The organism is Nonlabens dokdonensis, assembly GCF_002162835.1.
In the GTDB taxonomy this organism is placed as follows: Bacteria; Bacteroidota; Bacteroidia; order Flavobacteriales; family Flavobacteriaceae; genus Nonlabens; species Nonlabens dokdonensis_B.
Genome location: NZ_MAAX01000165.1, coordinates 1 through 21452, shown reverse-complemented (window position 1 = coordinate 21452; position 21452 = coordinate 1). Strand labels below are relative to the sequence as shown.

15 protein-coding genes and 1 pseudogene are annotated in these 21452 nt (G+C 34.2%); 8 read left to right on the top strand and 8 right to left on the bottom strand.

All coding sequences use genetic code 11. The annotated features are described in order from the left end of the window. Together A9Q93_RS10820 and A9Q93_RS10815 are read left to right on the top strand one after the other, a co-directional pair. A pseudogene (locus A9Q93_RS10820) lies at window positions 1-215 on the top strand (threonine aldolase); the annotation flags it as partial. Window positions 216-356: 141 nt separating this feature from the next. After that, complete coding sequence (locus A9Q93_RS10815; protein WP_303687416.1) at window positions 357-1469, top strand: OmpA family protein; 1113 nt, start codon at window positions 357-359, stop codon at window positions 1467-1469. Window positions 1470-1544: 75 nt separating this feature from the next. Here A9Q93_RS10815 and A9Q93_RS10810 read toward each other — a convergent pair whose 3' ends face one another. Continuing rightward, on the bottom strand, window positions 1545-2132 hold the full coding sequence (locus A9Q93_RS10810) for an acyl carrier protein phosphodiesterase (protein WP_303687415.1): 588 nt from the start codon (window positions 2130-2132) through the stop codon (window positions 1545-1547). A 61-nt stretch (window positions 2133-2193) separates the two neighbouring features. On the opposite strand from A9Q93_RS10810, the gene glmM reads away from it, so the two are divergent. Then, window positions 2194-3588, top strand: a complete 1395-nt coding sequence (gene glmM / locus A9Q93_RS10805; protein ID WP_303687414.1) for a phosphoglucosamine mutase — start codon at window positions 2194-2196, stop codon at window positions 3586-3588. Here the strand turns inward: glmM and A9Q93_RS10800 are convergent. Further along, a complete protein-coding gene (locus A9Q93_RS10800) occupies window positions 3548-4459 on the bottom strand; it encodes a lysophospholipid acyltransferase family protein (RefSeq protein ID WP_303687413.1) in 912 nt (303 codons plus the stop codon). The genes glmM and A9Q93_RS10800 overlap by 41 nt on opposite strands. Before the next feature lie 49 nt (window positions 4460-4508). Here A9Q93_RS10800 and A9Q93_RS10795 point away from each other — a divergent pair, with 49 nt between their 5' ends. Beyond that, the gene (locus tag A9Q93_RS10795) at window positions 4509-5147 is read left to right on the top strand and encodes a rhomboid family intramembrane serine protease (RefSeq protein ID WP_303687412.1); all 639 of its coding nucleotides are present in this window, start codon (window positions 4509-4511) and stop codon (window positions 5145-5147) included. On the opposite strand, the gene A9Q93_RS10790 is transcribed toward A9Q93_RS10795, so the two are convergent. Further along, on the bottom strand, window positions 5148-6266 hold the full coding sequence (locus A9Q93_RS10790) for a TlpA disulfide reductase family protein (RefSeq protein WP_303687411.1): 1119 nt from the start codon (window positions 6264-6266) through the stop codon (window positions 5148-5150). A gap of 109 nt (window positions 6267-6375) precedes the next feature. On the opposite strand from A9Q93_RS10790, the gene A9Q93_RS10785 reads away from it, so the two are divergent. After that, on the top strand, window positions 6376-8745 hold the full coding sequence (locus A9Q93_RS10785; protein ID WP_303687410.1) for a GAF domain-containing protein: 2370 nt from the start codon (window positions 6376-6378) through the stop codon (window positions 8743-8745). Here the strand turns inward: A9Q93_RS10785 and A9Q93_RS10780 are convergent. Beyond that, window positions 8726-9925 (bottom strand): Pycsar system effector family protein, encoded by a 1200-nt coding sequence (locus A9Q93_RS10780; protein WP_303687409.1) that lies wholly within the window; start codon window positions 9923-9925, stop codon window positions 8726-8728. The two genes, A9Q93_RS10785 and A9Q93_RS10780, sit on opposite strands and share 20 nt — an antisense overlap. Window positions 9926-9950: 25 nt before the next feature. On the opposite strand from A9Q93_RS10780, the gene A9Q93_RS10775 reads away from it, so the two are divergent. Next, complete coding sequence (locus A9Q93_RS10775) at window positions 9951-13685, top strand: metallophosphoesterase (RefSeq protein ID WP_303687408.1); 3735 nt, start codon at window positions 9951-9953, stop codon at window positions 13683-13685. A gap of 251 nt (window positions 13686-13936) precedes the next feature. On the opposite strand, the gene A9Q93_RS10770 is transcribed toward A9Q93_RS10775, so the two are convergent. Genes A9Q93_RS10770 through A9Q93_RS10760 form a run of 3 tightly spaced genes read right to left on the bottom strand, consistent with a single transcriptional unit; the run spans window position 13937 to window position 17276 of the window. Next, on the bottom strand, window positions 13937-14884 hold the full coding sequence (locus tag A9Q93_RS10770; RefSeq protein WP_303687407.1) for an alpha/beta hydrolase: 948 nt from the start codon (window positions 14882-14884) through the stop codon (window positions 13937-13939). 2 nt (window positions 14885-14886) lie between these two features. Further along, the gene (locus A9Q93_RS10765) at window positions 14887-15516 is read right to left on the bottom strand and encodes a response regulator transcription factor (protein ID WP_303687406.1); all 630 of its coding nucleotides are present in this window, start codon (window positions 15514-15516) and stop codon (window positions 14887-14889) included. Beyond that, window positions 15513-17276, bottom strand: coding sequence for a tetratricopeptide repeat-containing sensor histidine kinase (locus tag A9Q93_RS10760; protein ID WP_303687405.1), 1764 nt, complete (start codon window positions 17274-17276; stop codon window positions 15513-15515). Before A9Q93_RS10760 ends, A9Q93_RS10765 begins: the two co-directional genes overlap by 4 nt. A gap of 149 nt (window positions 17277-17425) precedes the next feature. On the opposite strand from A9Q93_RS10760, the gene A9Q93_RS10755 reads away from it, so the two are divergent. Then, on the top strand, window positions 17426-19444 hold the full coding sequence (locus A9Q93_RS10755) for a dihydrofolate reductase (RefSeq protein WP_303687404.1): 2019 nt from the start codon (window positions 17426-17428) through the stop codon (window positions 19442-19444). A 380-nt stretch (window positions 19445-19824) separates the two neighbouring features. Further along, on the top strand, window positions 19825-20220 hold the full coding sequence (locus A9Q93_RS10745; RefSeq protein ID WP_303687403.1) for a nucleoside triphosphate pyrophosphohydrolase family protein: 396 nt from the start codon (window positions 19825-19827) through the stop codon (window positions 20218-20220). 137 nt (window positions 20221-20357) lie between these two features. Here A9Q93_RS10745 and A9Q93_RS10740 read toward each other — a convergent pair. Next, window positions 20358-21452: T9SS type B sorting domain-containing protein (locus tag A9Q93_RS10740; RefSeq protein ID WP_303687402.1), on the bottom strand; the 1095-nt coding region annotated here is incomplete at its 5' end.

Below are 21452 nucleotides of genomic sequence, written 5' to 3'. Positions count from 1 at the left end.
CCCTTCCATTTGTCAAAAAAGTAGAACCTGTTGAAACTAACATTATCATATTTGAAGTTGAAGATGAGAAAGCTATTATGGACCATCTTTCTAAAAATAAGGTAGTGATAAGTAATATGGGTAGTGGAAAACTTAGAATGGTCACGCATTTAGATTATACTGCTGAAAATCAAGAAGTATTAATGGATATTTTAAGAAAATATTCAGAAAAATAAAATTTGTAGGCTTGTAAACATGTCATTTAACGATGATTTTTTACATTTTAACTAACTTAACTGCGACTTTACTTACGATTTCATAATTTACCGTTAAATTAAGGCATCTTTGCACAATAATTTAAACTAAATACAACCTAAATGAAAAAATTAGTACTATCCTTAGTAGCTGTAGCGTCTGCAAGTTTTGCATTTGCACAAGATCTCCCTACTAATCCAGAACCAGGTAAATGTTATGTACGTTGTACGACGCCTGACGTTTATGAAAATGAAACGGTAAGTCTTCAAGCCACTCCTGCTTATAAGAGACTTAACGTTGTTCCAGCAACATATGAAACTGTAACTGAGCGTGTGTTAGTTAAAGAAGCATCTAAGAAATTAAGAGTTATACCTGCTACTTATAAGACTGAAACTAGAACTTATGTTAAGAAACAAGCAGGTTCTACTATTTCTATTACCCCAGCAACTTTTGGTAAAACAACCGAAACTATTGAGGTAAAACCAGCTTATGCTCAGTGGGAAATGAGTTCTGTACCACCAGCAGAATGTACTTCTTCTAATCCAGACGACTGTCGCTACTGGTGTTATAAAGGTTACCCAGCAGAATTTACTACTGTTTCTTTAACTACACTTGCAAGCGATGCTTCTTTTAACCGTACTCCAGTACCTGAGCAAATGGGAACTTATACAGTAAAAGTAGTAGATCAACCAGCTAGAGTTGAGGAAATAGAAATCCCAGCTGAGTATGCAAATATTACTAGAACCATTCTTAAAGCTGATGCTACTACAACTGAAGATGTAGTACCTGCTACTTCAAAAACGGTATCTCGTGAAAGACTAGTATCTAAAGGAGGATTAACAGTATGGTCTGAAGTAGACTGTAAATTAGTTGAGTATAATGGTCTTGCCATTAACTGGAGACTAGGAAGCGCAACTTTAACTGCTGCTGACAAGTCTGAAATTGATGCTAAATTGTTAAGTGTAATGAATGAGACTGCTGGTTCTAAAGTAGAGGTTGCTTCTCATACTGATTCAAGAGGTTCAAGAACGTCTAACCAGTCTTTATCTGAAAGACGTGCACAAGCAGTAGCAAATTATTTAATGTCTAAAGGAATTAACTCTTCTCGTATAGTTGCTAACGGTTACGGTGAAACTAGATTGAAAAACCGTTGTGCTGATGGTGTTTCATGTACAGAGCGTGAGCACAGAGCAAACCGTCGTACTGAATTCCGTTTGATCAATGCTGGTAACTAGTAATATTAAAAGGAATTAATTTTAATTTCAAAAGGCTGTCTATATAGACAGCCTTTTTTATTTCCCATACAAGAATTAGCTCAATTCTGTTATTTTAATAGAGACATATAATTCTAGTTCGCTCATAAAAGCATGAAAATCATTTTCTAAAGCGTCATAAGATTTTATAAGGTCTACAGGAGCATTATCCATATTGCCTTTTCCTTTAGTTCTCCTATTCATTTGTTCAAATATGGTAGAAATACCTTCTATTGTTTCATAGCTCTTTAACCAATTTTGTTCTATCATTATGGGAAGAAAACTTTGAACTCGTTTAGGCAAAATATCGTGATATTCCTTTAAATCATTATAAAAAGACTGAACATAACTTTTAAGAGGTACAGAGTGGTAGGTATTCCAATTTGCTGCTAGAAAATGGTCGTAATAAATATCTACGATTACACCACTCCAGTGGCCGTACTTCTCCCTAATTCTATCTTTACTTTTTCTAACTATAGAATGTTTATCAGTAAAGGTATCAATATGTCTGTGTAGCACTATCCCTTGTGCCACTCTGTTAGGAAACATTGTAAAATCTTTTCCTCTAACAGAATCTGCAATGAAATTACCTATTCTTAATTCTTTATCATTATTAGAAAGGTATATGTGTGCTAGATAATTCATGATGTTAATTGGTAATTACTTTTTATAAAGATTACTTTTGTGTAAATGTAAACCAATAATAATGACTCTTATAAAATCTATTTCAGGAATACGTGGAACCATAGGTGGAGCTCCAGGAGATAACCTTACACCGCTAGATGCTGTAAAATTTGCTAGTGCTTATGCTATATGGATTAAGGATAGCTCAAAAAAAAATGCTCCTAAAGTGGTTATAGGTAGAGATGCACGTCTTAGTGGCTCTATGATTCAATCACTTGTTCAAAACACTTTGATAGGAATTGGATGTCATGTGGTAGATTTAGGTTTGAGTACAACGCCTACGGTGGAGCTTGCTGTACCTAATGAAAAGGCTGACGGTGGTATAATACTAACTGCCAGTCATAATCCTAAACAATGGAACGCACTTAAATTACTCAATCATAAGGGTGAATTCTTAGATGGAGCAGAAGGGCAAAAGATTTTAGATAGTGCAGATAAAGAAGATTTTAATTATTCTGAGATAGATGACCTCGGTACAGTTCAAGTAATTGAGGATTATATCGATCAACATATACAGATGGTTTTAGATATGCCGGTTACACAAATAGAGGCTATAAAATCTGCTGGTTTTAAAGTAGTTGTTGATGGTGTAAATAGTACTGGAGGAATAGCTATTCCTAACTTGTGTAAAGCCCTAGGAGTTGAAGTAGTAGAATTATATTGTGATCCTACAGGACACTTCCCACATAATCCAGAGCCATTAAAAGAACATTTAGGCGATTTATGCAAAGCAGTGGTTACACATAACGCTGATTTTGGTATTACAGTTGATCCAGATGTAGATCGATTAGCTTTTGTAGACGAAAAAGGAGAAATGTTTGGTGAAGAATATACACTAGTTGCGTGTGCAGACTATATTTTAGGTCATAAAAAGGGAAATACTGTTTCTAACCTATCTTCTTCAAGAGCGTTAAGAGATGTGACTGTAAAACATGGTGGAGAATACTTTGCAGCGGCAGTAGGAGAAGTGAACGTCGTGCAAAAAATGAAAGATAAAAATGCAGTAATAGGTGGAGAAGGTAATGGTGGTATAATTTATCCAGATTCTCATTATGGTAGAGATGCTCTTGTAGGTGTAGCTATGTTTTTATCATTGCTTACTGAAAAGAAAATAAAGGTAAGTGAATTGAGGGCAAGTTACCCATCTTATTTTATGAGTAAAAAGAAAGTCCAGTTAGTAAAAGGTATGCCGGTAGATGCGATACTAGCTGATATTCATGAAAAATATAAGTCTGAAGATGTTACTAGCATCGATGGAATCAAAATAGATTTTGCTAATGAATGGGTACATATGAGAAAGTCGAATACAGAGCCTATTATCCGAATTTATACTGAGGCACCTTCACAAGAAAAAGCAGATCAACTTGCAAGTCGGTTTATTGCTGAACTCGAGGAGATAGCTCAAAAGCACGCTTAGTATTTTCAAGTGTGGACTTCCACCTTTTATGAGACCATAAATAATATTCTGGCTGTTTGATGATTTGATCTTCAAGCAGCTGGAAAAATGTGTCCGTGATTTCCCAGTCTTTAGTTTGGGCACCATTCTCAGAAATTAGAACAAACTCAGCATCATAATAACCCCTTTTTACCTTAGTGACTCTAAGAAAAGTAACAGCTGTAGCATGCTCTTTTGCAATACGCTCAGCACCTTTAAAAACAGCGCTTGGAGTATTGAAAAAATTAGTGAAATATTGTGCTCTCGCTGCTTTGGGAGATTGATCTGCTACTAGCGCAAAAAGTGCTGCTTCTTGTTGTGCAGATTTACTCATTACCGCGGTAGCCTCTTTCATAGCTATAAGCTCGCTGTTAAACTTATTTCTTATACTAACTATAAGTTCATTGAATTTCTTATTTTTTATAGGTTTATAGATGGCATAAACTTTATAATCTAAAATATCATCTAGTACCATAGTCCATTCATAACTAGCTTGATGCCCAAACATAACTATGATGGGTTTATTCGCTTTCGCGAAAGCGTTAACTAATTCAGGATTTTTACACACAAACCTTTTGTTCATTGCTTCTTTACTCATTCCCATAGACTTAATCATCTCGAGAAACATGTCACAAAAATGACGTGTACTTTTTTTACTTAGTAGAGTTATCTCTTGCTCTGATTTATGAGGAAAAGCAATTTTCAAATTCTTTTTAATAACCTCTTTACGGTATCCTATTATATAATAAACGATTACATAAACAAAATCACTAAATATATATACTATGGGAAAAGGTAGACGAGAAATCACCCATAGAAAAGGATAAGTTAAGTAATAAGCTAGGGCTTGCATGAGCTAATTTTGCGCAAATATACTATCTTGTAATTTATTAAAATTATTCATGTTTAACTTAGATATCGTTACAATAGTTATCATCGTCGCAAACGTAGTTGTAAGCTTTAAAGGCTTTAATGATTATATGTTTAGAGGTAATTATCTTTTTAATATCGCTGGCATCCAGAGAGGTGAGCAGTATAGATTTTTTACTAGTGGATTTTTACATGCAAATCAAAGTCATTTGTTTTTTAATATGTTGACTCTGTTCTTTTTTGCAGGAACGGTAGTTTATAAACTAGGTGATATAAAATTTTTAATTATCTATCTAGCAAGTCTTCTAGGTGGTAATTTATTGAGTTATTTCATTCATAAAGATGAATATCATTATAGTGCACTAGGCGCCAGTGGTGCTGTTTCTGGTATAGTATACAGTGCTATTTTATTAGAACCTACGATGAGAATTTATTTTGGAATTCCTGGTTGGTTATTTGGTATAGGATACCTTATATATTCCTTTTACGGTATGAAAAAGCTAAATGATAATATAGGCCACGATGCGCATTTTGGAGGTGCGGTAGTAGGCGTTCTTCTTACTTTAGTGTATGATTTGAATTTAATCTATACGAACACAATTACTGTTATAGCCATGTTTATAACGATAATCGTCCTTTTTATTCTAATGAAATTTGTGAAAAACGTATAATTAAGAACCTAAAAGTTCTTCTAATTTATTGTGCAATTGTTGCCCTCTGAGATTAGTAGCAATGATGACTCCATTTTCATCTAATAAAAATGTAGCTGGTATTGCGCTCACGTTATAAAGTTTTGCCAGCGGTCCAAAATACATAAGTCTGGAAATATGGTTCCAGTTCATTTTATCTTTGATAATTGCATCTTTCCACGCTTTCTCACCGTTAGGTCTATCTAAGGACACACTTAGTATATTAAAACCTTTAGAATGGTACTTGTTATATGCATCTACAACATTGGGATTTTCCCTGCGGCACGGTCCACACCAGGAAGCCCAAAAATCTACCAAAGTTACCTTACCAAGTACCTCACTTAACTTTATAACTTTTCCTTCAGGATTAGTACCTTCTAATTCTGGAGCTTTTGCTCCTATAGCAACAGACTCAGCTTTTTTAAGGAATGCATCTATTCTTTGGGCCATTATTGATTCCTTGATGTGCGTATCAAACTCATTGTAATAATTTCTTGAAGTTGTAGCATCGAGAAATTTGTTTTGCAGCAACTCTCCTAAAATCATTGGTGCAATAATACTTGAAGAGTTATCAGACATGGTTCTTATAGCATAGGTCTTGAACTCATTTTCGGCAGTAGTCCATTTATTTACTACCGCTGCAGCTTGTGCATTATCTCCATTACGTAAAGCAGCTACTCGTTCTCCTTGAAACTTTTTAGAAGTAGTTACATAAGAGGACTGACGTTCTTTAAATTTTTTGAGTTCATGATTAGGTTTACTTCCTATTACGGTACTTTTAATTAAAGAGTCTTTTCTAAGCTCCACTTTTAAAGGCTCATTATTTACAAGTAGTACAAAATTACCTTCACTACCATCCAAAGTGATAAAACGTATTTCTTCACCAGCTAATTTTTCTTTTTGATCAAAGTAAAAACTTTCTTCCATAACTATACTCGTGTCCATTACTTGAGTACGTCCTTTTTCATCCAGCTCGTTTAAATATACTCGCATACCATTTGCAACACCAGAGGCATTTCCCTCTATGTAATGGGTTTCCTTTTGTACAGAATTACATTGATTAATGGCAATTATGGAGAGAAAGAAAAATAGGTATTTCATGTATTAGATTTTGGGTAAAAATAAAAGAGATTCTACTATACGAGGTTAAAATAAACAAAAATATTATAAGTAATTACCGCTCTCTATATAGAAAAACTATCTTTGAATTATGAAGGAATTATCTAATAGAGATCATTTAATCGTAAACCTTACTTTTAAAAAGGTTGTAGATCAGTATTTAGCTAGACTTGAGGATGTTGAAAGTAATTTTAGAAAGCTTTATATCTCTTCAATTTTACGTTACGTAGATGATCATGAAGAATTAATCTCTGGTATTAAAGAAGATGAGATTTCATTTCATAAAGAGTCCATAAGTATCATGCTATCAGATTTGTTCCCGGCAGCATTAACACTTAATGAGATAAAAGCAGCTACGGTTCCATTTTCAGATATCTTCTTCAATAAAACACAACGTTTAAAGAACATTTTAAACGACGCAGGTGAAGATTATCAACTGCAAATCATGACTGAGGATTCTTTTGACACCTTTAGAATGTCATGCGGTGTAATTCTCAACAAATATTACAATAAGGCTATAGACCTAAGCAGGCCTATATTAATTAACATTCCAGATGTAAACGGTTCTGATCGCACCTACCGTGTGACCTATAATGCAGACTTTGTAGACATCATTCTCAATGATGAGAAGTATAAACTCACTTCAACAGATATAAAAGAGCTGTTGCGATCGCCTGATGATCAAGATTTATGGAGAAAAGCATTTCCTAAGAAAAGCTATACGTTTAACGGTTTCGGAATTATTTCCTTGACAGATGTAACGATGGATGCCGCTATATCTGACTTGAAAACTATCTTATTAGATAGTGGTAGTTCAAAAAAAGATCAGACTGATAAGATTAAAACTATTTTTAGAAAAATATTTAATCTTGATAATCTTGAAGTAGGTTTCACATCATTTGACCATTTTGAAGACACTTTTGAGTCTATGATTTATGATGATGCCAAAAGCTTTTTGCTGGCAGAAAGTAATGAAAAGCACTGTAAAAATGCACTTTGTGAAGATAGTTATATTCACTTACTCAAAAATTTTGAACCGCTTGTAATTACAGATGTAGAAGATTATGCTTCAAAAATTCAAAATACCTACCTTACTGATAATCTCAAGAAAAACAACATACAAAGCGCTATCTTTTATCCTATCACTAAAGGAAGTCATTTAATAGGTGTTTTAGAAATTGTAAGTCTGAAGAAATTTGCATTAAACAGTTTTAATGTAGCAAAAATTGAAAGTGTTGCAGGCTACATAAAAGCAGCGCTTATTAGGAATGAAGAGGAGCACGAGAATAGTGTAAAAGCTCTTATCCAGACAGAATGTACCTCCATTCATCCTAGTGTACAGTGGAAGTTTGAAAAAGAGGCTCGTCGTATTCTTAAATCTCGGGCACGTGATAAAAAGCTCGAATTATTTAGAGATATAAGTTTTAAAGATATCTATCCTATTTATGGTCAGATAGATATAGTAGGAAGTAGTGATGCACGTAATCAGGCAATAAAAAAAGATTTACTTAATCAAATGGATAAAGTAGGTGAGATATTCGCTTTCGCGAAAGCGTATGAAAAATTACCTATCTACGATCAAATTTCTTTCCGAGTAAAAGAATATTGCAATGAATTAGAGCATACTAATATTGATGCAAACTCAGAAAGAGACATAATTAAACTGTTGAATAACGAGATCAATCCCGTAATGAAACATTTAAAAACTTTGTCTCCTAAAATAGGTGAGTTAGTTAATGCATATGAATCAGAAATAGATGTTACCTCTGGAGTCATTTATAAAAACCGAAACGATTATGATAACACGGTTCAAGCAATAAACGATTCACTTACTAGTGTAATAGATTCTAAACAAACAGAAGCTCAGGCTATTTTCCCTCATTATTTTGAACGCTTTAAAACTGATGGTGTTGAGCATAATATTTATGTAGGAGCTAGTATCACGTCGGGAGAAGAATTTAACATTGTATATCTATATAATCTTAGGTTGTGGCAATTACAGACCATGATCGATATGGAAAATCAATTTTATTCAGTACAAGAGCACCTTCCTACTATGGTTGAGGCCGCAAGTATGATTCTTGTTTTTGATAATACATTGAGTATAAGATATAGAATTGATGAAAAGAGATTTGACGTGGACGGTGCTTATAACGCTAGATATGAAGTAATTAAAAAGCGTATAGATAAGGCCAATATTAAAGGTACTAACGAGCGCATCACTCAAAAAGGTAAAATTGCGATAGTCTATACAAATGAAGAAACTGAGAGAGAATATATGAGGTATATAAACTTTCTCCAGTTTAATCATTTACTAGGACCTAATGTAGAACACCTAGATCTGGAAGATGTTCAAGGCGTTATAGGTCTTAAGGCTATACGAGTTGAAGTGTTATACAATATGGACGCTAGTGAGGACACGCTTACTTATGATGATCTTGTTAAGGAGCTAAATCTTTAATTTGCTCAAAATCAGTAGTCATAAATGCAAGGATAAAGGCGATAACTGAAATTATTATTCCCAGCATAAAAATAGTATACGTCCATCTAAGCAACGTATATTTTCTATTTAATACTACACCTAACAACCATAAATCTTTAAGAAGTGATTCATAAACTTCTTCTTTATCTGTTATAAGGTTCATTAACGCACTTTGATATTTCTTAAACGGCACTTTATGAAAGTTACCAAAGAATAATAAATTTACTTCTCTTTTGCGTACTTGCTCTTCAGTAAACTCACCACTTGTAACATTAGGTCTAGTAGACATAATGGATAAAATAATACTAGCAACTGAAAATAATATAAGAACTAAAGTAGGCCAGAGCAAGTGTCTATTAGAAATTTGATCTAGCTTAGGAATAATATTTGCCAGTGCAAGAGATATTATAATAGCATTTACAGATAGAAGAATGTTCGCCTTAGTATCTGCTATATCACTTAATTTAATGTGATTACGCAATGTAGTTCTAAACAGTGTTTGTATTGCTCTTTCTGGGCTTTGATTTTTAAGATCTACTTTTACCTTTTCTTTATCAAATTTCTTTTTCTTCTTCTTTTTAGCTTTGATAAGTTTAAGCAAGTTCTCATTTTTTAAAGTGTTCCAATTTTTTATAGCATAGGCAGAGTAATAGCGATGTTTCTCCGTAAAAACCTTAATATTTTCTTTGCGCCACTCTTTATTAGAATAATTTGTGCCTCTTAATTCCAGCTCTTTTTTAAGCAGTTCACTGGTCTCGTTATAATAGTCTTTTGCAAAATGTGACGCGTCTGCATCTCTTATAATCTCTTCTAACTTTCCTACAGGCGTGTCATTAAACTTAGTCGCTAGAATAAGTTTTTTAACCTGATCTATTATCTCTACACTTTCATTCTGTTCTTTCAAGAACCTTTCGGCTATTTTTGCGCTCTCTTCTTCATGATTCTCAGCACCTTGAATGTAACCAGTATCGTGCAACCACGCTGCTAGGAGTAAAGCTTTTTGCTCTTTAACATCTAATTCAGAATTATCGATAATTTCCTGCGTACTTTTAACTACTCGTCGAGTATGTGTATAATTGTGATATACATACTTATCATCGAGATCATTTTTTAACAGATTTAACACAAAATCGTCAGTAATTTTTAAAATATCGCTCATTCTAATTGTTTGGGTTAAAATTAATATGATTCACAGACTTACAAAGCAAAATAACATTCTTTTATTACTTACAGCAATTATAATAACTGGATGTGCCAGTTTCAAGGCTCAATATAAAGAAGAAGTTCAAACTACCTTTCCTGATTTCTTAGAAATTGACAAATCTTTTTATCTTATAGGAGACGTAGGTAAATCACCTATAGGAGGTAAAAGCGATGGTTTACTAGCTCTAGAAAGCTATCTCAAAACGCAATCTACGAAAGAAGATCACCTCATATTTTTAGGAGATAACATATATCCTACAGGGATGCCAGATAAGGACTCTGATTTCAGACCCATTGCAGAAAATCACTTAGATGCGCAAATTGATGTGGCAAAATCTTTTAAAGGAACGACTATATTCATACCAGGAAATCACGACTGGTACAATGAAGGACTAGTTAACGTAGAGCGAGAAAAAAAATACATAGAGAAAGAGTTAGATAATAAAAATATCTGGGAACCTAAAGTGGGCTGTCCCATTGAAGGAATAGATATCAATGAAGATATTTATTTAATTGTAGTAGATAGTCAGTGGTACCTAGCTCGATGGGACGACCATCCTACTATAAATGATGATTGTGATCAAATAAAAACACGAGAACAGTTTTTTCTAGAAATAGAAGGAGAATTTAAAAAAAATCAAGATAAGACCATTGTTTTTGCTTTACACCATCCTTTATACACAAATGGTATTCACGGTGGTCAGTATGCTGCAATTAAACATTTGTATCCATCACAGTCTGCTATACCTGTTCCTATATTAGGATCACTAGCGACACAAATTAGAACAAGTGGTGGAGTAAGCGCACAAGATAAACAGAATAAGAGGTATCAAGAAATGGTAGATAGAATAACTACTCTTGCTAGAGCTTCAGCCGCGCCTAGAATTATTTTTACCAGTGGCCATGAGCATACATTACAGTATATAGAGCATGAAGGAATACGCCAGATTGTTTCTGGAAGTGGTTCAAAACAAAGTTATGCAACCCTTAGTAATGATGGATTGTTTTCTTACGGAGGTCAAGGTTTTGCTCGACTTGATGTAATGAAAGATGGGAGCAGTTGGGTACGTTATTTTGGTTTTGAAAATGGTAAAGAGAAGCTATTATTTACACATCAAGCCATAGGAACACCTATAAATTTTGATTTAGAACAATTGCCTGATGATTATCCCGCTTTCGCGAAAGCGAGTATTTACACAAAAGAACGAGTAGAGAAAAGTGCGTTGTTTGAATCTGTCTGGGGAAATAAATACAGGGATTTATACGGTACCGAAATAAATGCTAAAGTGGGAATTCTTGACTCTTTAAAAGGTGGATTAACCGTTATGCGATCTGGTGGAGGACACCAGACCAGATCATTACGACTTGTGGATAAAGATGGTAAAGAATATAATTTAAGAGCATTAAAGAAAAGTGCTGTTCAATTTCTACAAACTACCGTTTTTAAAGAAAATACAGTGGCGGCATCTTTTGAAGATACCACTGCCGAAGATTTGTTATTTGACTTCTACACCGCAGCACATCCATATGCAGCACTCACAGTACCTAAATTAAGTGATGCAGTAGGAATTTATCATACCAATCCTGAAATCTATTTTATACCTAAGCAGCTGGCCTTAGGTAAATATAATACAGAGTATGGTGATGAGCTGTATTTGTTAGAAGAGCGTCCAGAAGAACACCACTTAGACTTAGAAAGCTTTGGAAAGCCAGACGATATAGAAAGTACAGCAGATATTTTTGAAAAACTAAGAGAAGATGAAAAGTTTACTATAGATCAAGAAGCATTTGTAAAGGCTCGTATTTTTGATATGTTAATAGGAGACTGGGATAGGCACCAAGATCAATGGAGATGGTCTCAATTTAAGCAAGAGGATGGAAGCAGCATTTTCAAGCCTATACCAAGAGATCGAGATCAAGTATATTCTAATTTTGATGGAGCACTATTTGCAACTTTGAGAACAATGGTAGGGCTTACTAAACAATTTGCAACCTATGAAGATGACCTGGATAATGTGAAATGGTTCAACACCGCAGCTACCTATTTAGATAGAAATCTCGCTCAAGAGGCAGATCGTGAAGTATGGATTTCTCAAGCTCAATATATACAGAATAACCTTAGCGATGCGGTAATCGAAGAGGCATTTAAAGAACTACCTTCAGAAATTTATCCAGACGCCACCACTAGAAAAATTATAGAGAATATGAAATTACGTCGTGACGACTTAGTGAAGATCACAGAGCGTTATTACGACTATCTAGCAAAACTAGCCATAGTAACAGCTACAGATAAAGATGATTATATAGTTATTAATAGAATTGCCGATGGTAAAACCCAAATTACTATTTATAGAAATAAAGACGGTGAAAAGGCAGATGTGGTTATGGATCGTTTGTTTTTGAAAAATGAAACTAATGAAATTTGGGTTTATGCACTTGACGATGATGATATTATACAAGCGATAGGTAATGGCAAGAATAAAATTAAAGTAAGAGTTATAGGTGGTCAAAATAATGATATTTATGACCTTGAGAATGGTGATGCGATATCCATCTATGATCATAAATCTAAAGAGAACACATTCAAAAATAAAGGAGGAGCTAGATTAAGACTTTCTGACAAGTATAATAGGAACTTATATAACCCTAAAAAGAATATTTCTACGGCAAACACTTTGACACCTAGCATAGGTTTTAATCCTGATGACGGTTTTAGAATTGGAATTCAAAACACCTATATTTTTAATGGTTTTAATCGCAACCCTAATACTAGAGTACATAAATTTAGAGCGGGATACTATTTTGCGACACAAGGATTTGACATTAATTACAATGGTACTTTTGCTGGAATTTTTAATCAGATGAATCTTACGGTTAAGGCAAGGTTTTCAGGTCCCACTTTTGCCGAGAACTTTTTTGGCCTAGGAAATGAAACTGTAAATAATGATGACGATCTAGGTTTTGATTTTAATCGTGTAAGATTAAGTGAGTTCACTTCCGGTGTAGGAGTTAGTTATAAAGGTGAATACGGTTCTAATTTAAATGCAGGCGTGGAGCTACAAAGTTTTCAAGTAGAGCCAGATCAAGGAAGGTTTTTAGAAACTAATTTTGTTGATGCTTCTAATGATCCTGAATTTTTTGATCGTAAGTGGTTTATAGAATTAAATGGTGGTTACAATTATGAGAGTTATGATAATAGCTTGAACCCAACAAGAGGGATGATATTTGATATTAAAGCTGGTGTTAATGCAGACAAAGATGATTTTGATAATACCTTTGGTTATATACAGCCTAAATTAGGTTTTTATAACGCGTTGAGTCGTAATCGTAAACTAGTACTAAAGACACTTACTCAAGCAACGGTTAATATAGGTGATGGTTTTAATTTTTACCAAAGCGCTCAATTAGGTCAAAACACGGGATTAAGAGGCTATAGAACGCAACGTTTCTCTGGAGAAAGTGCTTTTGCAGGAACGGCAGATGTACGCTATAGTTTTAATGAATTTAAAACAGGTCTTATACCACTTCAAATGGGAATCTTTGGTGGAGTAGATGTAGGTCGAGTATGGTTAGATGGTGAAGAGAGTAATGTATGGCACAATAATTATGGTGGTGGCTTTTGGGTAAATAGTTCACAAGCGATAGGTGCGACATTTAATTTATTTCACGGTGAAGATGGTCTTAGATTCAGTTTTCAAGTAGGTTTTAGTTTTTAAAAAAAAATCAAAGAATTAATAAATATCAGTAAAGCCTTCTTTGAAATTTCAAAGAAGGCTTTACTTTTGAATCATGAATAAAAAAGGATCGATTTATTTAATAGCTTTAGGGAGTATCATAGTAATACTAGGGGCTATCATGTATCTCGTGGAAATTTTAGGAGCCAAAGGAATGATAATATTAGGCTTTCTAACAGAGCTAAGTGGTGTATATTTTTACTGGAAAAATAAACGTAAAAAATAATACCGTTTTATTTTAACAAGAACTCTAGTGGAATAGCCACGCGTTGCTGCCAGTACTTCTCACTGTGTTCATGGTTTTCATATTTTTTATAGAGTAAATTTTTGTCTGTATATCCTAGTTCTCGTAACATTTCATTTACTTTCATCTGGTAGGGTTCATAATCCTTATCTAAGGTTTTTGTACCGTGATCAAAATATAACTTATGAATTGTAGGTTTCGGCATAGACCCAGGTAACTCATCCATGAATGCCTGACCTAAATAGGGTATAGGCCAGTGTGTGCTCAGGCATCCAGCTTTTCCAAATACATCTGGATTTTTCATCACAGCATATAAAGAAATATGAGCGCCCATAGAAGCTCCCATGGTAATAGTATGTTCTGGGTTTTTAGATGTTTGAAAGTGGTTGTTTATAAATGGAAGCAGCTCTTTTGTCATAAATTTTAAATAAGCGTCACTGAGCAGCTCATCATGTCCAAAGTTTTTTTTCAATTCCGCTTTCGCGAAAGCGGACTCAGTCAAACTCTTAGGTAGTTGCGGCATGTATTCACTAAAACGTTTCTTCCCATTATTCCAGATCGCCACAACGATGGTAGGTTGAATGGCACCCATAGCTAGTAAAGAGTCCACTTTTTCATCGATTTCCCATGTTGTTCCAGAGTAAGAAGTTTCTTTATTAAAAACATTCTGACCATCATGCATATAAAGCACTTGATATTCTACATCTTTTTTAGGGTAGCCTTCAGGCAGCCAGACTTCTACATTACGACTGTCAACAAACTTTGATTTAAAGTCTTCAAAATAAATTATGGTATCATTTTTCAAATTGTGGAAGGTAAAATCAGCTTGGTTCAAAGGAGCTGTTTTTTTCTCAAATACATTACTAGGTGAATTGTCTTTACAACTTAAAAGTGCTGTGGCAAGAATCAAACTAAGAATTAATGGTACAAGTTTCATCTTTATGAATTTGAGTGTCCATGTTGTTTCATTGCATACACGAGTAATTCTCTTTTACCTGAAAGTCCCAACTTCTGGATCATATTTTTGCGATGTTTATTTACGGTACTTATTGCTGAGCCTCTTATTTCGGCAATTTGCTGGCTGGTAAGCCCTTTTGCGATAAATTGTAAAATTTCTCGTTCACTTCTAGATAACGTACTTTTTGAAAGTTTATCACACTGTACTTCTTTTACCACATTTTCTATGTGAATATCAAAATATTTACCACCTTGAAAAACTTCTCTTACAGCCTGTCTAAGATCTATTAATGGGCTGCTCTTTAAGACATAACCATCTACACCAGCTTCTAGCATTTCCTTTATTGCCCCAGTGTTATCAAACATGGTTAAAGCAATAACTTTAGTACTATAAAACCTAGATTTAATTATTTTACATAACTCAATCCCATTCATCTCTGGCATACTTATATCAGTAAGTATTACATCAGTGGGGTTGTTCTCAAATTGAGATAATAGCTGGATTCCATTTGTAGCAGTATAGGCAACTTTAATGTCACTTTCTTGTTCTAGGAATAATTGTAAGCCATCACTTAGAGAAATGTGATCTTCGGCTATTGCTACTGTTATCATACTAGTGGGATTTCTATACTTATGGAACAACCGCCTTTTTCAGGATTAGAATCAATGGTAAATGTCCCATTCATATTTTCTACTCGTTTCTTAATATTAATAAGACCAGTACCATTATGCTTTTTCAAGTTTACATCTAGACCTTTCCCATTATCTTCAACTATAATGTCCAGCATGTGATCATAACCTGTAATTATCACACTAGCCTCTGTTGCATGAGCGTGCTTGATTATATTATTGATTAATTCTTGAATAATCCTAAAAAGATTAAGTTCAGTAGAATTGCTTAAACTACCTTGCAATCCACTAGTAACTACCTCTATATCAATTTTTCCTGAGTTGTTAATTTTTTGAACCAGGTCTTTTAAACTACTTATCCATCCATTTTCACTTAATACTCTACTGTTTTGTGTGTGCGATAACCTCCTTACTTTAACATAAGTGTCGCTTAAAATGGTATGTGCATTGTTTAGAATATCTTTGGAAACCAGATCACTAGTACGTTCTTTTGCATTTTCTAGAGAGATTTTAATAGCTGTTAATGAGCTACCTAAGTCATCATGTAAGTCTGAGGCTATTTTTAATCGCTCTTTTTCTTGTCCTGCAATCATAGCATCTATACTTGCAAGTTCTTGATCCCTCATTAATTTGAGTTCTCTTTGTTCCTGAGCTAATTTTCTTTCTTCTAGTATCTTCTTACTTTTCTTATAATTAAGGATAAAATAAGCAGCTATTCCTATAGCTATAGAGAGTAAAAAAAGCAATAGATAATTTCCTGCTTTGCTTCTTAAATTTTTTGTTTCTAATTCAGCATTTTTAAGTTTTTGCTCGGCCGTTTCATATTTAGTCTGTATATCCTTAAGTTCAAGAGCAGTTTGTGATGCGGCTAAGGTGTCATTCATTTCTAGATGCTTGTAATAATAATTTGCTGCTTCTTGATAATTCTCGTTTCCAGTTAAGATATCTGCTTTGTTACGTAATATCATAGATTGAAGCTGCACATCTGCGCTTGAACGCGCCATGACTTCAGCCTCATTAATGTTATCTAGCGCTGTTTCATAATCTTGTAATGCAGCCCTTAACATCGCCATGTTGTTGATACGTTGTGCTATGGCAAGTGTATCTTTTGATATTCTACATCTTTCTAGATTTCTATTAAAATAGTAAAGTGTGGAATCATAGCTACCTTTAAAATAATGAATAGTTCCTATGTTATTTTCAATATCTAATAACTCATCTTGTAAATTATTATCTAGTGCAATACGTTGCATTTGATAATTATATTTGAGAGCAAGGTCATAGTCTTCACCTATTATCTCATTATAGGAAGTATTATATATACAATCTATTTGAAGTTTAGGATTATTTAATTCTTGGGCAATTCTACAATTTTCTTGTATTAGTGAAGGTGCTGCAGTACTTAATTCAGAGACAGTATTTGCAATACGTATCATGTATTCATTGGCATTATAAATAACCATTTTTCTAGCATGACTCTTTAATTTTTTTACTTGCAGTAGCGTTTTATAACCTTCTAATAATTTGTTTTCTTTAAATTGAATTATACCTTCAGTAAGTAAATAGCTGGCTTTTTTTTGCTCATTTAAATTATCAAAGTCGTAAGAGTAAAGAGCTTCCTTAGTCTCTTTAATTTCATTTGCATCTAGCATGGTTAGCATGTCGTTGAATGCAACCTTTTCCTGTGAATATAGGATACAGCTATAAAATAAAAATATTAAAAAGGTTTCAAGGGTTTTCATACTAAACGTATCGAGTTTACAAGATATACATTTATTTTATAACGATGAACAATAGTTAATTTTAGATTTTATGAAGTTCAAAAATCTAGAAAATTAATTCACATACAAAATTGTATTTTTGATAAGACATTAATTTAATACTTCATTTAATGAACCATTTAAAAACACTTAGTTTATTGCTATTGACAGCTTTAATTTTTTCATGTCAGGAAAAGCCCGAAACAACTAGCGAGACTAATAAAGACTTAGTAGAAGAATTTGATTACAATGTAACAGAGTTTGCTGATATAGGCGTGCTACGTTATCAAATTCCGGGCTGGCAAGAGCTAAGTTTAAAACAACAAAAACTGGTATATTATCTCACACAAGCAGGATTAAGCGGTAGAGATATTATATGGGATCAAAATTACAGACATAACCTAGCCATAAGAACAGGGCTTGAAGAAATCTTTACCACATACCAAGGTGATAAAAATACTGAAGAATGGCAGCAATTTGAGACCTATTTGAATAGAGTATGGTTTGCAAATGGAATTCATCATCATTACAGCATGGATAAGATGAAACCAGAATTCTCTAAAGAATATTTTGTCACTTTGATGGAAGATGCTGACGTTACTATTGCTAATGATGTCTGGCAAGTGCTATTCAACGATCAGGATGCAAAAAAGGTAGTTCTCGATAAAGATAAAGACATAGTATTAGAGAGCGCAGTAAACTTTTATGAGCCAGGAATAACTACTGATGAAGCTAAAGCTTTTTATAATAGTATTCCTGTGGATAAAGAAAAACCAGTAGAAATAGGTTTGAACTCTAGGCTGGTGCGTAAAAACGGTAAACTTATGGATGACGTTTATAAAAGTGGTGGTCTTTATGGTAAAGCCATTGATGAGATGATCTACTGGTTACAACTTGCTCAAGGAGTTGCAGAGACTCCTAAGCAAGAAAAAGCGCTAGGATTGCTTATCGAGTATTATGAAACAGGTAGCCTAGCTAAGTGGGATGAGTATGCCATTGCATGGAGCACTAGTACAGAAGGAGCTGTAGACTGGATCAACGGCTTTATAGAAGTATATAATGACCCTATTGCATATAAAGGTAGCTATGAAACTATCGTACAGATTAAAGACTTTGATATGTCTCGACAAATGAATGTTTTGAGTGAAAATGCGCAATGGTTTGAAGATAATTCGCCATTAATGGAAGAACATAAAAAAGAATCTGTTACCGGTGTAAGTTATAAAACGGTAAATGTCGCTGGTGAAGCTGGCGATGCAAGTCCAGCAACTCCTATAGGAGTAAATTTACCTAATAACACCTGGATTAGGACAGTGCACGGTAGTAAGTCAGTATCCTTAGGTAATATAATTGCAGCTTACGGTAATGCAGGTAGTTCAGGAAGATTAGAAGAATTTGCTCATGATGAGCGAGAAATAGAGCTTGAAAAAAAGTATGGTGCAAAAGCTGATAAACTTCATACGGCGCTTCATGAAGTAGTAGGGCATGCCAGTGGACAGATCAATCCTGGAGTAGGAACTCCTAAAGAAACTCTAGGTAGTTATAAATCTACGATAGAAGAAGGTCGTGCAGATCTTTTCGGTCTGTATTACCTTATGGATCCTAAATTACAAGAATTAAACCTTGTAGATGACTGGAAAAGCTATGGAACTGCAGCTTATGACGGCTACATAAGAAATGGATTACTATCGCAGCTGGTCCGTCTAGAGCTAGGTCAAGATGTAGAAGAAGCACACATGCGCAATAGACAATGGGTAAGCGCTTGGGTTTATGAGCAAGGAATGGAAGATAATGTCATTGAGAAAGTGGTAAAAGATGGAATGACTTACTATGATATTAAAGATTATGATAAATTAAGAATGCTTTTTGGAGAATTATTGAGAGAAACGCAGCGCATTACTAGTGAAGGTGATTTTGCCGCAGCACAGGCTCTAGTAGAGAATTATGGAGTAAAAGTAGATCAAGAAATTCACAAAGAAGTTTTGAATAGAAATAGTAAATTTAAAACTCCTGCTTATCGTGGTTTTGTAAATCCAGTAATTGTACCGACTATGGATGGCGATAGTATTTCAGGATTTACTATTGAACAGCCTGCTACTTTTAAAGAGCAAATGTTGATGTATTCTAAGAAGTTTGGATTTTTAGATTAAAGTCTTAGTTATACCGCTTTCGCGAAAGCGTAACATAAAAAAGCACTAGAACAATGAATTCTAGTGCTTTTCTTATTTTTTAAGTTCACACAGGTATTTGTGTAATTACTTTTCTAGCCCAAATTTAATGGCAACTAACAATAGTATGAAAGCAATAAAGCCTATAAGTATCCAAAATACGCCTTTGTAGTTTTTTTTGTGTAACGCTTTATCTTTTAAATACATAAAGGATATAATGATACAGAATACTATAAAAAAAGCAATTCCAAAATAAATCTGGCCTGTACTGAACATAGGATCTTTTAAAACTAATGGAAATGCATTCATAGAAAACTTATTTTTACAAAATTACAAACCAAAACAATCAATTTACCATAGAAATGAAGAAACAAATAGATGGAGTTTATAAATTTCATACCGCTTTTGAACTAGGCATGAATAGTAAACCAGTGGCAAACATTACTGAGAGGCGTAATAGGCTGAGATTTGAATTAATGAAGGAAGAAAATGAGGAATATCTGGAAGCAGCTCAAAATAATGATTTAGTTGAAGTTGCAGATGCTTTAGGTGATATGCTATACATTTTATGTGGTACAATCATAGAACATGGAATGCAAGATATTATAGAAGATGTTTTTGATGAAATACAAGAATCAAATATGTCAAAATTAGGTGCTGACGGAAAACCTATCTATCGAGAGGATGGAAAAGTGCTTAAAGGACCTAATTATTTTAAACCAAACTTTGATAAAATACTTGGTAAATTTAAAAAATAGACATGGTAGTAGAGTAGTAGAAGCAAACTAGCTTGCTATTGCAACGATCTTATAGGTTCTACTAAATAATATGTTTAAAAGAAAAGCGAGCTAATTATTAGCTCGCTTTTTTATATAATAAGGATTAAATCATGGGTTTACCTTTTCAGTGCAAAATGCCCTTTAAAGCTGCGTCCATCAGCTAGTTCTACAAGATACCAGTAGTCGCTAGATGGCATAGGGTTGCCGTTGTAAGTTCCATCCCATCCTGGTCCTGTGGCGCTTATTTGTTTTAATAGTTTACCATAACGGTCAAAAATGTAAATACTCGCGTCTGGTATCTCACTTACTGCAATCACTTGCCATGTGTCGTGGTAACCGTCTTGATTAGGCGTGAAGTAAGGTGGTCCACCTATAATTACTGCATCCATAGAAACTGTTCCACAACCGTTTTTATCTCTTACATAGATCGTGTAAAATCCTGGGTAAAGATTTGTAAACCTCTGGCTGTCTTGATATACAAAATCGTCTAGTGAGAATTCATAATCACCACTTCCTGTTACAATCGCAGTAAGTGTGTTGGTATTAACTTCAAACTGACCTACATCTATACGTTCTATTACCGCCACGTCAGATTCTACAACGGTTATCGTGGCTGTACTATCACAACCATCGCTATTTGTTACCGTTACTGTGTAGTCTCCACCTGATGATACATCTATAGTTTGAGTCATCTCTCCAGTAGACCATAAATAGCTTGAGTAACCTGGTCCTGCATCTATAGTTTCTGGTACTCCTGCACAAATGGTGTAAGGTCCTTGATTTGCAATCGTAGGTCTTGCAAATACTTCTATTCTAAAGTTAGACACATCATAACAATCTTGATTAGCGGCGTTTTCTATTCTCGCATAAATGGTTTGTGCTCTACTCACGTTTGTGTATGGGAAACTTAATGCACCTGTGTCATTATCAGCATCTGACTGGCTGGTGTGGTAGGTTACATTAAAGTCTGCTGGACTCTGCCCGTTATAAATTGCTGCATCTTGAGATGTGAAGTCAAATTCTTCAAATCCGTCATTACTGATATCATCACAGCCCACTACATCTGGAGCTGTACCAGCAGTAGGCTGCTCGCTTACTGTTAATGTAAAGCTGGTAGTGTCTGCACAAACAGGATTTGTTACCGCTTCTATTCTTACAAAGATAGTTTCTGGAGTAGTGGTGCTACTCGCGTAAGCTGTATCATTAGTTAT